We start from the raw sequence: 12,292 nt of genomic DNA, 5'->3' as shown, positions 1-12,292 counted from the left end.
CAGAATTGTTAGTGTGGGAAGCGCAGATTAAATGGCTGAAAAACTGAGTGAAAAATTTATCCGGGGCGAACTGCTTAACGTTAACTGTCCCTCGCGTGACATCCTGAAGCGGGTGACCAGCCGCTGGAGCGTGCTGATTCTGCTGGCGCTGCAAAACCAGACGCTGCGCTTCAGCGCGCTGCGCTGTGCCGTCGGCGGCGTCAGTGAACGGATGCTGGCGCAGAATCTGCGTTATCTGGAGGAGGATGGTTTTGTGCAGCGCATCGCTTTCGATGTGGTGCCGCCCCACGTAGAGTACCGCCTGACGCCGCTGGGTCGCGAGGTCGGCGAACAGGTCGTGGGGCTGGCGGACTGGCTGGAAGCGAATCTGGGCAGGATTCTGGCTCAGCGCGGTAACGCTCCGACAGCGTAAATTTTCATCACGACCCTCATAATGTGACGACATCGGCATTCTTCTATGCGCATTTATGCTTTTCGGCACCACGCATTTTTCCGCTGTAACGGCGCCACCGGCAGGGGAGCATAAATAACCCAGGCGGTTATTCACCCTATTGCCTCTGATTAAATCGATTTATCCGGCCCAGGCCGGCAATAATCTGCGGTCTGGTTTTCATTGTTAATATGCGTAAGTTCTGACTCATTTTATTAACATTCCTGCCGCCTGTTGATCCCTCCCTCCTGCCGTTTATTTTGTCAGAATCGCTGACAGGATTGGCCGGAGTAAAAGAAAAAATAAAACAAAGCGGCAGAGCCTGCGGTTTTCAGGTTTAACCTGTTAAGAAATAAGATTATTTAATTTGTTCTGCTTCACTTTTCGCCGTGCTCTGCCCGTATTCTCAGTAAAATAGTGTCTGAAAACAGACCGTTGAGGAGATTTTCAGGCGGAGTTTTCGTTCGCCGGGCCGCTTTTTTGATGCGGTAAGTACCGTAACATTAATGACACAAAAACACCCTTCAGTTAACCTTTAAGCCTTATTTTTAAATAAATAATTCCTGCTAAAAACAATGATCAAAATCAACAAAGACTGTTATAGTTTTCATTAATCCCACTGTTTCTGTTTCCTCGCGGCGAATAGTTCTAAATTTGCGGCGGGAATTTCAATAAGCGCAGAGAAGTCGCGTATCAGGCTTAAGTTGTTAATTATAAGTAAATACATGGTGTTCTATGTGGCAAATCTATGTGGCAAAGAGGTAAGCAATGTTCGGATTAGATGCCTTTCATCTGGCCAGGATACAGTTCGCATTTACTGTTTCCTTCCATATTATCTTTCCCGCCATCACCATCGGTCTCGCCAGCTTCCTGGCCGTCCTCGAAGGTATGTGGCTCAAAACCCGCGATCAAACCTATCGCGATCTCTACCACTTCTGGTCGAAAATCTTTGCCGTTAACTTCGGCATGGGCGTGGTTTCCGGGCTGGTCATGGCTTATCAGTTCGGCACCAACTGGAGCGGCTTCTCGGAATTTGCGGGCAGCATCACCGGTCCGCTGCTGACCTATGAGGTACTGACGGCGTTCTTCCTGGAGGCGGGCTTCCTGGGTGTTATGCTGTTCGGCTGGAATCGCGTCGGTCCGGGTCTGCACTTCTTTGCCACCTGCATGGTCGCCCTGGGAACCCTAATCTCTACCTTCTGGATCCTGGCGTCTAACAGCTGGATGCACACGCCGCAGGGTTACCTGATCGAGAACGGAGTGGTGGTTCCACAGGACTGGCTGAAAATTGTCTTTAACCCTTCATTCCCTTACCGCCTGTTCCACATGTCTGTGGCGGCTTTCCTGGCAAGCGCCTTCTTTGTGGGATCGTCCGCGGCCTGGCATCTGCTGAAGGGCAATAACAATCCGGCTATCCGCAAAATGTTCTCAATGGCGCTGTGGATGGCCCTGATTGTCGCGCCGATTCAGGCGATGATTGGTGATGCGCACGGTCTGAATACCCTGGAGCATCAGCCGGCCAAAATTGCGGCCATTGAAGGCCACTGGGAAAACCCGCCGGGCGAAGCGACGCCGCTGATCCTGTTCGGCATCCCTGATATGGAGCAGGAGCGGACCAAATATGCGCTGGAAGTGCCTTATCTCGGCAGCCTGATCCTGACGCACAGTCTGGACAAACAGGTGCCGGCGCTGAAATCTTTCCCCAAAGAGGATCGGCCTAACTCAACGGTCATCTTCTGGTCCTTCCGCGTGATGGTGGCGCTGGGCCTGCTGATGATTACGCTGGGTGTGGTCAGCCTGTGGCTGCGCTTGAAAGGCCGCCTCTATGAGTCGCGTCCTTTCCTGTGGTTTGCGCTGCTGATGGGGCCATCCGGTCTGATTGCGATTCTGGCGGGCTGGTTCACGACCGAGATTGGCCGTCAGCCGTGGGTCGTCTATGGCGTACAGAGAACGATTGATGCGGTTTCCGCGCATGGCGACATGCACATGAGCATCAGCCTGCTGGCCTTTATTCTGGTTTACAGCTCGGTGTTTGGCGTGGGGTATCACTACATGATGCGCCTGATCAAGCAGGGACCGGTTGTCGGCGAAGGTCACGTTACCGAAGAGGGTGGACCCGGTCAGAAGAAAACCCCGGCGCGTCCGCTTTCCGCTGCCACCTTTAAGGATGGAGAGCACTAAGATGATCGATTTTTCTGTAATCTGGTTTGTGATTATCGTCTTTGCCACCCTGATGTATATCGTGATGGACGGCTTCGACCTGGGGATTGGTCTGCTGTTCCCATTCAATAAAGATGTCGGTGAGCGCGACATGATGGTGAACACCGTCGCGCCGGTCTGGGATGGCAACGAAACCTGGCTGGTGCTGGGCGGCGCGGGCCTGTTTGGTGCGTTTCCGCTGGCCTATGCGGTGATCACCGACGCGCTGTCGATTCCGCTGACCGCCATGCTGATTGGCCTGATTTTCCGCGGTGTTGCCTTTGAGTTCCGCTTCAAGGCGGTTGAAGGTCACCGGGCATTCTGGGACAAATCCTTTATCGCCGGTTCGGTCATCGCGACGTTCAGTCAGGGGGTGGCGGTTGGCGCTTTCCTGGATGGCATCCCGGTTGAGGGGCGTCGCTTCGCCGGTTCAGCAATGGACTGGCTGGCACCGTTCCCGCTGTTCTGCGGCCTGGGTCTGGTCGTGGCCTACGCGCTGCTGGGCTGCACCTGGCTGATTATGAAGACCGAAAATGAGCTGCACCGTAAAATGTCTGCGCTGGCGACGCCGCTGGTCATCGCGCTGTTAGTGATTATCGGTATCGTCAGCCTGTGGACACCGTTCTCACACGCGGACATCGCGCATCGCTGGTTCAGCAGGCCAAACCTGTTCCTGTTCCTGCCGGTTCCGGTGCTGGTGCTGCTTTGCTCGTGGGGAATTGTGCGCGCCATCAAGCGCGAGGCGCACTACTCGCCATTCCTGCTGACGCTGGCGTTAATCTTCCTTGGCTTCTCAGGACTGGGTATCAGCGTCTGGCCAAACATCATTCCGCCATCGATCACGATCTGGGATGCTGCCTCACCACCGCAGAGCCAGGCCTTTATGCTGGTTGGCAGCCTGCTGATTATCCCGATGATTCTGGGCTACACCTTCTGGAGCTATTACGTGTTCCGTGGAAAAATCAAAGCAGACGCAGGATACCATTGATATGAAAAGCCTCAGCAGCATGAAAGACCACAAGGATGAAACGAAAGCGCCCTGGTGGAAACGTGTGATGTGGCTGGTCGTTATCTATGCCGCCAGCGTTCTGGCGCTGGGCGTGGTTGCCTCGCTCTTCCGCATGATGATGACAGCAGCAGGCATGCGCAGCCACTAGCCGCAGGCAGCAAGGGCTTAACGTCTGCCCGACGCGGACGACGATGCACCGTCTCTGTACGGTGCATCGTCACCCGGTCAGCGCTTTGCGTTGTTCAGCCAGGTTTGTTCGTGAACTGCCCGGCATAACGCCAGGCGCAGGCGCTCATCACGTCGGGGTGTATTATCTAAAAGGCTGACGCGTGTCAGCCTTTTTTAGTTAGTAACCTAAGCAATTAATGCGGTGTGCTGCTAAAATCGCGGTTTATCGCGTCCCTTTTCTTATGGCTATGGACGATTTTTGCTATTCTCATGTGCCGAAAATTCCAGTCCTAATCTGCGTCGTAACTTGCCATCATGCTCAGTCAGGCCATTAAAAAACAGCACATCAACGATCTGGTTGAGTGGATAGAAGCCAATCTCACCGACGACCTGAACATCGACCAAATCACGCTCAAGTCAGGGTATTCCAAGTGGCACATGCAGCGCATGTTCAAAGAGATGACGGGGCAGACGCTGGCGGCTTATACCCGCAAACGGCGTCTGACAATGGCAGCGATGGCGTTGCGCCTGACGCGCATGACGCTGATCGATATCGCTGTTCGCTTTGGCTTTGACAATCAGCAAAACTTTACCCGCGTTTTTAAAGGTCACTTTTCGCTGACGCCTGGCGCGTTTCGCCGCATTCCTCATCTGCCAGTGAAAAACTTTCATGGCCGCATTCTGCCGCGCACCCTGGCTGAGCGCGCGACGCTGGTGGAGCGCGAAGAAGCGCTCCACCTGTATGGTGAGACGCTGGAGTGGGAGTGTAAGTTCGGAGATTACATTGCCGACCGCGATCACCGGGTAGCCGATCAGGCACGGCAGCTGGTGGCGCTGGCAGGCAGTCAGGTGGCGCAGGGCTGGCTGGGCTTTCAGTATGGACCCGGCGACAGCTCTGCCGACCAGCAGAACATCAGCCTGTTTCAGGCGCTGGAGCCGCAGCATGCCGGGCTACTGGGGGATAACATCACCCGCTGGCACGAGGAGTGCGGCCTCTATGCGTCGATCCGCTGGAGCGGCAAACCGGAGCAGCTGACGCGCTTTATCGAGGACATCTACTATCAGCATCTGCCCGTGCTGGGCGTATCGCGTCGCCCGGGCAAAGATCTGCTGCGACTCGATTTTGCCCACTGCAGGTCCGACTGGATCAGCGGCGTGTTTTCCATTCCGGTGACGCAGGCTTAAGCAACAGAGCAGGGGCGTGACTTATTCATCTTTCGTGCGGTAAACCGTGACAAACCGCACGATTTTATAAAATAACGCGCCTGACTGGCGTAAAATCCTCCTCCGAAACCCTATCTTACGTTAATCAACGTGAATTTTTGATAGGGCTGGAATATTCATCTGCATTTCAGGCCGCTTCTGGCCAGAACGACAACCGAAGACCACTATGCAACGCTTATTGATTTCACTCATTCTGGCATTGCCTGTTATGGCAATGGCGCAGCAGGCTGAGCCTTTCTCACCTCCTGCCGGACTGCATCCGCATTCTCAACACTCTCAGCATGAAATTCTGGGGGATGGGAAGCTGCCGGAGCACACCAGTTCAGACACATCTCTTTCCGGATTTAACGATACGCTGTAAGTCCGGGTGGCGCTGCCGGTAGCCGCCGCGCGCAAGCGAACCTGGCTCATCAGGAGCCGGGTTCGCGCCTGTCTTCCACTCCCTGCTCTGCTCTCTAACCTGCTGACTCTTTCCCCGGTTCGTCCCTGTTTTAATCTGGCTGTTGCGCGGCTGTTTTGCCGCTGCCTGCCATTCCGGCTTCTGACTTTATCTCCACCGTTCCTGTGCCGGATGATGCGTTTCGTCGGTGGTATAAAATATATCTTATCGCTGTCGATCGCATTTTTCGTTCTTGTGCTGAAGATATATCATAGCTAATCTTCAGGCTTCAGATGCGAATGATTTTTATTTAAAAATTTCGGCATGCCCTGATCTGCGGGCATACCGGCTTCCGGGAGAGACAAATTGCCTTTATCAGCGAATCCACGTACGCCGCAGCGCGTCCGCAATGAATTACGTTTTCGTCATATTGAGGTTGTCAGTAAAACGCAGATCGCCGGACACTTCTGGCGTATCCGCTTCAGCGGCAGCGATCTGGCGGGCTTTAGCTCGCCAGGTTTTGACGATCACATCAAGCTCTTTTTCCCTGCTGACGGTGCGGCGCTCGCTCTGCCGCAGATCACGGAAGAGGGCATCGTCTGGCCCGACGGCCTGCGGCCGCAGGCGCGGGACTACACGCCGCTGGAATTTGATGGTGAGTCTTCACTGACCCTCGACTTCTATATTCACCAGCAGGGGGTCGCCAGTGACTGGGCAACGCGGGCGCAGCCTGGCGATCGGCTGGTTATCGGCGGGCCGCGCGGTTCGCTGGTGGTGCCGACCGATTATGCTTTCCAGCTCTGCGTCTGCGATGAAACCGGTCTGCCCGCCTTTGCGCGCCGTCAGCGTGACGTGCAGGCACAGGCGCTGCATCTGTTTGCCTTTACCGATGAAGCGACGGGCCGCGACTATGTATCAGAGACGGCTAACCTGACAGCACACTGGCTCGGCAGCGGTCAGATGCAGAAGGCGCAGATCGGCGAACTGATGGCCCGGCTGGATCAGATTGTGCTGCCGGCAGAAGATTACTTTATCTGGCTGACCGGAGAAGGTGAGGCGGTGAAAGCCCTCTCTGACTACTTCACGGTGCAGCGCGGCCTCGACAGCCGCTTCGTGCGGGCGGTGGCCTACTGGCACGCGAAGTAAGCGGTGACGGCAATTGAGTTTTGTCAGGCAGCGAACTACCATCAACCTCCTTTTCTCCGCAGGGCAGGCCATGAAACCGTATCCGACCTCCACTCCCTCTGACGCACAGTCTGGCTGCGGCGGGCGTCGCAAACGACGTGAAAAAATGCTGGAAGCGAGTGAGATCCGCCTGCTGATGCTTCACTTCCTTGAACTGCGTGCGGCGCACGGCTATGAGCTGATTAAGTCGGTTGAGGAGCTGTCGAAGGGGGAGTATTCGCCGAGTCCCGGTATTATCTACCCGAATCTGACGCTGCTGGAGGAGATGGAGGCGATTCAGGTGGTGGACGCGCAGGCCACACGCAAAGCCTATCGGCTGACGCCCGCAGGCAAGGCGCAGCTGGCCGATCAGCGTGAAACGGTCTCCGGCCTGATCGTGCGGCTCTCTTCGCTGGCGGTGCTGGTCAACAACCGCCGCATTCCTGCGGTTGAGCAGGCGATTCATGGGCTGAAGGTCGCGCTAAACCGGCGGCTGGCGCAGGAAGATATCTCAGACGCCGCGCTGCAGACGCTGATTCAGGCGCTGCATGACGCGGCTGAGAAAATCACCCGCAGCGAATAGCCTTAGCTGATTTCCGTTTTCTGCTTGTCGATATGGCCCAGCGTGCGGTCCGGGAAGCAGATGTCGCGCACGCGCTGCTTCAGCGTGGTCGCGTCCGGGAAGCCGCCATCGCGCTTACGTTCCCACAGCAGATGCTCATCCAGCATAATCTCAAAAACACCACCTGTACCCGGCTTCAGCGTCACCTCGGCCAGATCCTCCGCGAAGGTATGCAGAAGTTCCTGTGCCATCCAGGCTGACCGCATCAGCCAGTTACACTGCATACAGTAATGAATCACAACCACCGGTTTTTGCGCCATAACTCTCGTCCTTTACGTATTGATAAATGCTGATGCATTCGGGTTAAAAATCTGTGCGCTGTGGTGAGTTGTCCCGTTAAACCTGCCTGATGGCATGAAGCGGGTAAAGCCTGAATCGTCGGCATGGTGTTCATGCCGGGTGCCGCGCTTATCGCGTGCTTTTTTATGCTGCCAGCGGGCAGGGAGGCGAATAGTAACCATTAATCCGTAGCTGCGCGCCCCGGCGACCCGTTCTTCAGCGATTAATGCAGCAGGCAGCCTGCTGACGGCGAGGCTGCACGTATGCTGTGCCAGATAGCCTCTGCCACGGCCGTTCAGCCTGATCCTCAAGGGCATGCTAAGCGTAACCCGCCGGATATTCAACCCTGATCCTGGCCGTTTCGCTTTTAAAAACATTGCCTTGCGAGCGTTTAATCACCGATTTTGCGCTATACCTGGAGTGCCTGACAGAATGAGGAGAGCACTATGGCAACATCACTTGATCAGACCGCTGAACAACTGGGTAAAATTTTACTCGCTTCCGGATGGCATCTGACCACCGCCGAGTCCTGCACCGCCGGGCTGATCAGTATGACGCTGGCGGCAGTAGAGAGCAGCGGCGATTTCTACACCAGCGGCTTTGTGACCTACAGCGAAAACGCCAAAATCCGTCTGCTGGGGGTCCATCCCGACACGCTGAAGCAGCACACAGCGGTAAGCGAACAGACGGCCAGAGAGATGGTGCAGGGGGCCTGCGCCCGTTCGGGTGAACCGGTGGGGTTATCGATTACCGGCTATGCCGGTCCGGATGGCGGTGAAGATGGTACCCCGGCGGGCACCATCTGGTTCGGCTGGATGTTGCCGGATGGCAGGGATGAGGCGGAATGCCATCAGTTCAGCGGCGATCCAAAATCCGTGATGGAGCAGGGCACGCACTTTGCGCTGCAGGGGCTGATCAAACGGTTACGGCAGATCGCCCGCTAAGGGCAGGAGCCGCGCTGTCGCCGCGCTCAGCGACAGTCGACAATCAGCCGACCCTGCACGCGGCCCTCCAGCAGATCCTGCGCGCACGCACGCGCTTCAGTCAGCGGGATCACCCGGCTCAGCCTGCTGAGTCGTTCGCTATCCAGCAGTTCACCGAGCCGTTGCCACGCCTGCTGGCGCAGCGGCTTCGGGCACATCACGCTGTCGACACCGGCCAGCGTCACGCCACGCAGGATAAAGGGCGCGACGCTGGCTGGCAGATCGAGTCCCTGCGCCATGCCACAGGCGGCGACTACGCCGTCCCGCCGGGTGGCGGCCAGCACGTTTGCCAGCGTATGACTGCCGACGCTGTCGATGGCGGCAGCCCAGCCCTCTTTAGCCAGCGGCTTGCCGGGCTGTGAAAGTTCTTCACGGTCAATCACGGATGTTGCGCCCAGGGTGTCGATTAACCAGGCGTGGTCACTGGCGCGTCCGCTTGACGCCGTGACCTCATAACCCAGACGCGTGAGCAGGCTGACGCTATAGCTGCCGACGCCGCCGCTGGCTCCGGTCACCAGCACCGGCCCGTGTTCCGGCGTGACGCCCTGTTTTTCCAGCGCCATCACGCAAAGCATTGCGGTCAGGCCCGCCGTGCCGATAGCCATTGTCTGCAACGGACTCAGCGTGGCAGGCACCTTCACCAGCCAGTCACCACTGACGCTGGCTTTCTGCGCCAGGCCGCCCCACTGTTTTTCACCGACGCCCCAGCCTGTCAGCAGCGCCACATCATCCTCTTTCCAGTCCGGGTGGCGGCTGGCCGTCACCCGGCCCACAAAATCGATACCCGGCACCATCGGAAACTGGCGCACGATCGGGCCTTTGTTACAGATCGCCAGGGCATCTTTGTAGTTCAGTGATGAGTAGCTGACGTCGAGCGTGACATCGTGGTCGGGCAGTTGAGATTCGTGAAGATCTTTGAGCAGAGAACGGTAACCCTGTTCGTCATTTTCAATAACCAGCGCCTTGAACATGCAGCCTCCGGCAGAGTGGAAAAGAGAGGCTAAGTCTACGTCAGGCAACCGGTTTACGGTAGGGCGGGGCGCGCGTCTGCGTCAGCATGCGTAATAGGCGTTAAGAGTAGCCCAACAGAAAGTGCATAAATCTGCATGTTTTTCATATAATTAATCTAATTCCGAAGGGCTGGTAAACAGGTTATTTATTATAAATCATAAGGTTATGATTTTCCGTGATGAACGCGTCATTACCTGTTTCGGCTTGTCGGTGCCTGAAAAAGATGACATGATGAGCGCCACTTTTTTAGCCCTGCTTCTTCATTTCTGAGGACGTCGCCATGTCCGGTTTACCGCGCATCCGCCCGTCTTACCGTTCGCGTTTTCCGGCGCGCAGCGGGCATTCATTTTTCCCGATATCTTCATTACTGCTCATGCGGTAAGTCCGTCAGGCGGTGGCGGTGAAGCCCTTTTTCACCTGCTGCGTAATGCCTGCTGATCGTCCATTATTCGCCGGGGCACCGTCCCCATAATTGTGCCGCAGGCACTTCTCCCTGACGTTGGGGATTCGCTATGACTCCACTGAAAATTGCTGCCAGCGCCGCCGTGGCGCCCAGTCTGACCCTGAATACCGCGCGTGATGTGGTGACGCTGGATAACACCGACTTTACCGATGTGGCGGCGGTTGTCGTCTCGCTGGCGGATACCCGCAGCGGTGTGCTGGCGCTGCTGCGCCACACCGGCTTCAATCTGCCGGTCTTTGTCGCAAATGCTTTCGAAGAGAAGGTGATGCACCTGCCCGGCGTCAGCGGTGAGCTGAACGGTGAGCCAGAAGCGTGGCAGGCACTGGAGGCGGCTGCGCAGGCCTATGAAGCGGCGCTGCTGCCGCCGTTCTTTGAGACACTGAGCCGCTATGTCGATATGCAGAACAGCACCTTTGCCTGTCCCGGCCATCAGGGCGGTGCGTTCTTTAAAAAGCACCCGGCAGGCAAACAGTTCTTCGACTTTTATGGAGAGAACGTTTTCCGTTCGGACATGTGCAATGCTGACGTCAAGCTGGGCGACCTGCTGATCCATGAAGGCTCCGCCAAAGATGCGCAGAAGTATGCCGCAAAGGTATTTAACGCCGACAAAACCTACTTCGTGCTCAACGGCACCTCCAGCGCCAATAAGGTCGTCACCAATGCGCTGCTGACCCGGGGCGATCTGGTGCTGTTCGACCGCAACAATCACAAGTCGAACCATCATGGTGCCCTGATTCAGGCAGGCGCGACGCCGGTTTATCTGGAGGCGGCGCGCAATCCCTTTGGCTTCATTGGCGGTATCGACGCGCACTGTTTTGATGAAGCCTATCTGCGTGAGCAGATTGCGGCGGTAGCGCCCGCGCGTGCCGGGGAAGCGCGGCCTTTCCGTCTGGCGATTATTCAGCTGGGCACCTATGACGGCACGGTCTACAACGCGCGTCAGGTGGTGGATCGCATCGGCCACCTGTGCGACTACATTCTGTTTGACTCCGCATGGCTCGGCTATGAGCAGTTCATTCCACTTATGGAAGGCTGTTCACCGCTAACGCTGGAGCTGAATGAAAATGATCCCGGCATCTTTGTGACACAGTCCGTGCACAAGCAGCTGGCCGGTTTTTCGCAGACTTCGCAAATTCATAAGAAGGATAATCACATTCGCGGCCAGCGGCGCTTCTGCCCGCACAAACGCCTGAACAACGCTTTTATGCTGCATGCGTCCACCAGCCCCTTTTATCCGCTGTTTGCCGCGCTGGATATCAACGCCAGAATGCATCAGGGCGAAGCGGGGCGCCGGATGTGGGATGAGTGCGTCAGGCTGGGAATTGAGGCACGCAAAGCGATCCTGGAACGCTGCGACATGATCCTGCCGTTTGTGCCGGAGACGGTGGCGGGACAGCGCTGGCAGGACGCGCCGACGGAGACAATCGCCCGCGATCTGCGCTACTTCAGCTTCGAACCGCAGGAAAAGTGGCACGGTTTTGCCGGTTATGCACGCGATCAGTATCGCGTCGATCCCTGTAAGCTGCTGCTGACCACGCCGGGCATCGACGCGGCCAGCGGTGAGTATCGCGATTTTGGTATTCCGGCAACGATCCTGGCGAACTACCTGCGTGAGAACGGCATCGTGCCGGAGAAGTGCGATCTTAATTCCATCCTGTTCCTGCTGACGCCTGCAGAGAGTCCGGAGAAGATGGCCAATCTGGTGGCGATGCTGGCGCAGTTTGAGCAGCACGTTAAAGAGGATGCACCACTGGCCGAAGTGCTGCCGACCCTCTACCGCAAAAATGCCGGACGCTACGCAGGTTACACCCTGCGGCGTCTCTGTCAGGAGATGCACGATCTCTACGTCAGCCACAACGTGAAGGATCTGCAGCGCCTGATGTTCCGTGCCGCGGAGTTCCCGGCGGTCAGGGTGAACCCGCAGGATGCGCATCAGGCGTATATTCGCGGCGACGTAGAGCTGGTACCGATAGCTGAGGCGGAAGGGCGGATTGCAGCGGAAGGGGCGCTGCCTTATCCTCCGGGCGTGCTCTGCGTGGTGCCGGGAGAGAGCTGGGGCGGCGCGGTGCAGCGCTATTTCCTGGCGCTGGAAGAGGGGCTGAATCTGCTGCCTGGCTTCTCACCGGAGCTGCAGGGGGTTTATACCGAAGAGGATGAACAGGGACGCAAATATCTGGTGGCCAATATGATGGTGGTGGGCTGACCTGAGTGGGTTTTGCCCGCCGGGTGAGGGGAATTCGCTGCGCGAAAGGGGCAGTGGTTTACGCTGAGCAGGTTTCGCCCGCCAGGCGAGCGGGAGTTTCAGGTTGCCCGTGCGGGCGGACGCGTCAAGGGGCGGACGCCCGCCCCTTAACAATCCCG

General features: G+C 57.0%; 11 protein-coding genes. 9 read left to right on the top strand and 2 right to left on the bottom strand.

All coding sequences use genetic code 11. The features are described 5' to 3' along the window. Nucleotides 1–31: 31 nt before the first annotated feature. From RT657_RS13850 to RT657_RS13820, 7 genes are all read left to right on the top strand, one after another. A complete protein-coding gene (locus RT657_RS13850; RefSeq protein WP_313655146.1) occupies nucleotides 32–412 on the top strand; it encodes a helix-turn-helix domain-containing protein in 381 nt (126 codons plus the stop codon). 786 nt (nucleotides 413–1,198) lie between these two features. Continuing rightward, nucleotides 1,199–2,611 (top strand): cytochrome ubiquinol oxidase subunit I, encoded by a 1,413-nt coding sequence (locus RT657_RS13845; RefSeq protein ID WP_313655145.1) that lies wholly within the window; start codon nucleotides 1,199–1,201, stop codon nucleotides 2,609–2,611. 1 nt (nucleotide 2,612) lies between these two features. Continuing rightward, a complete protein-coding gene (cydB, locus tag RT657_RS13840) occupies nucleotides 2,613–3,617 on the top strand; it encodes a cytochrome d ubiquinol oxidase subunit II (RefSeq protein ID WP_313655144.1) in 1,005 nt (334 codons plus the stop codon). Nucleotide 3,618: 1 nt separating this feature from the next. After that, nucleotides 3,619–3,786 (top strand): DUF2474 domain-containing protein, encoded by a 168-nt coding sequence (locus tag RT657_RS13835; protein ID WP_111140746.1) that lies wholly within the window; start codon nucleotides 3,619–3,621, stop codon nucleotides 3,784–3,786. 335 nt (nucleotides 3,787–4,121) lie between these two features. Next, on the top strand, nucleotides 4,122–4,991 hold the full coding sequence (locus tag RT657_RS13830; RefSeq protein WP_313655143.1) for a helix-turn-helix domain-containing protein: 870 nt from the start codon (nucleotides 4,122–4,124) through the stop codon (nucleotides 4,989–4,991). Nucleotides 4,992–5,775: 784 nt separating this feature from the next. Beyond that, the gene (locus RT657_RS13825) at nucleotides 5,776–6,555 is read left to right on the top strand and encodes a siderophore-interacting protein (RefSeq protein ID WP_313655142.1); all 780 of its coding nucleotides are present in this window, start codon (nucleotides 5,776–5,778) and stop codon (nucleotides 6,553–6,555) included. Between the two features lie 70 nt (nucleotides 6,556–6,625). Next, a complete protein-coding gene (locus RT657_RS13820; protein WP_313655141.1) occupies nucleotides 6,626–7,156 on the top strand; it encodes a PadR family transcriptional regulator in 531 nt (176 codons plus the stop codon). Nucleotides 7,157–7,158: 2 nt separating this feature from the next. On the opposite strand, the gene RT657_RS13815 is transcribed toward RT657_RS13820, so the two are convergent. Beyond that, nucleotides 7,159–7,455, bottom strand: a complete 297-nt coding sequence (locus RT657_RS13815; protein WP_313655139.1) for a SelT/SelW/SelH family protein — start codon at nucleotides 7,453–7,455, stop codon at nucleotides 7,159–7,161. A 465-nt stretch (nucleotides 7,456–7,920) separates the two neighbouring features. Here RT657_RS13815 and RT657_RS13810 point away from each other — a divergent pair, with 465 nt between their 5' ends. Then, nucleotides 7,921–8,418, top strand: a complete 498-nt coding sequence (locus RT657_RS13810) for a CinA family protein (protein ID WP_313655137.1) — start codon at nucleotides 7,921–7,923, stop codon at nucleotides 8,416–8,418. Nucleotides 8,419–8,444: 26 nt separating this feature from the next. Here the strand turns inward: RT657_RS13810 and RT657_RS13805 are convergent, their stop codons facing one another. After that, nucleotides 8,445–9,428, bottom strand: coding sequence for an MDR family oxidoreductase (locus RT657_RS13805; protein WP_313655136.1), 984 nt, complete (start codon nucleotides 9,426–9,428; stop codon nucleotides 8,445–8,447). Nucleotides 9,429–9,980: 552 nt separating this feature from the next. Here RT657_RS13805 and RT657_RS13800 point away from each other — a divergent pair. Continuing rightward, the gene (locus tag RT657_RS13800; RefSeq protein WP_313655134.1) at nucleotides 9,981–12,134 is read left to right on the top strand and encodes an ornithine decarboxylase; all 2,154 of its coding nucleotides are present in this window, start codon (nucleotides 9,981–9,983) and stop codon (nucleotides 12,132–12,134) included. Nucleotides 12,135–12,292: the final 158 nt, after the last annotated feature.

This window comes from Pantoea sp. (genome assembly GCF_032114055.1).
GTDB lineage: Bacteria > Pseudomonadota > Gammaproteobacteria > Enterobacterales > Enterobacteriaceae > Pantoea.
This window is presented reverse-complemented; position numbering and strand designations above follow the sequence as displayed.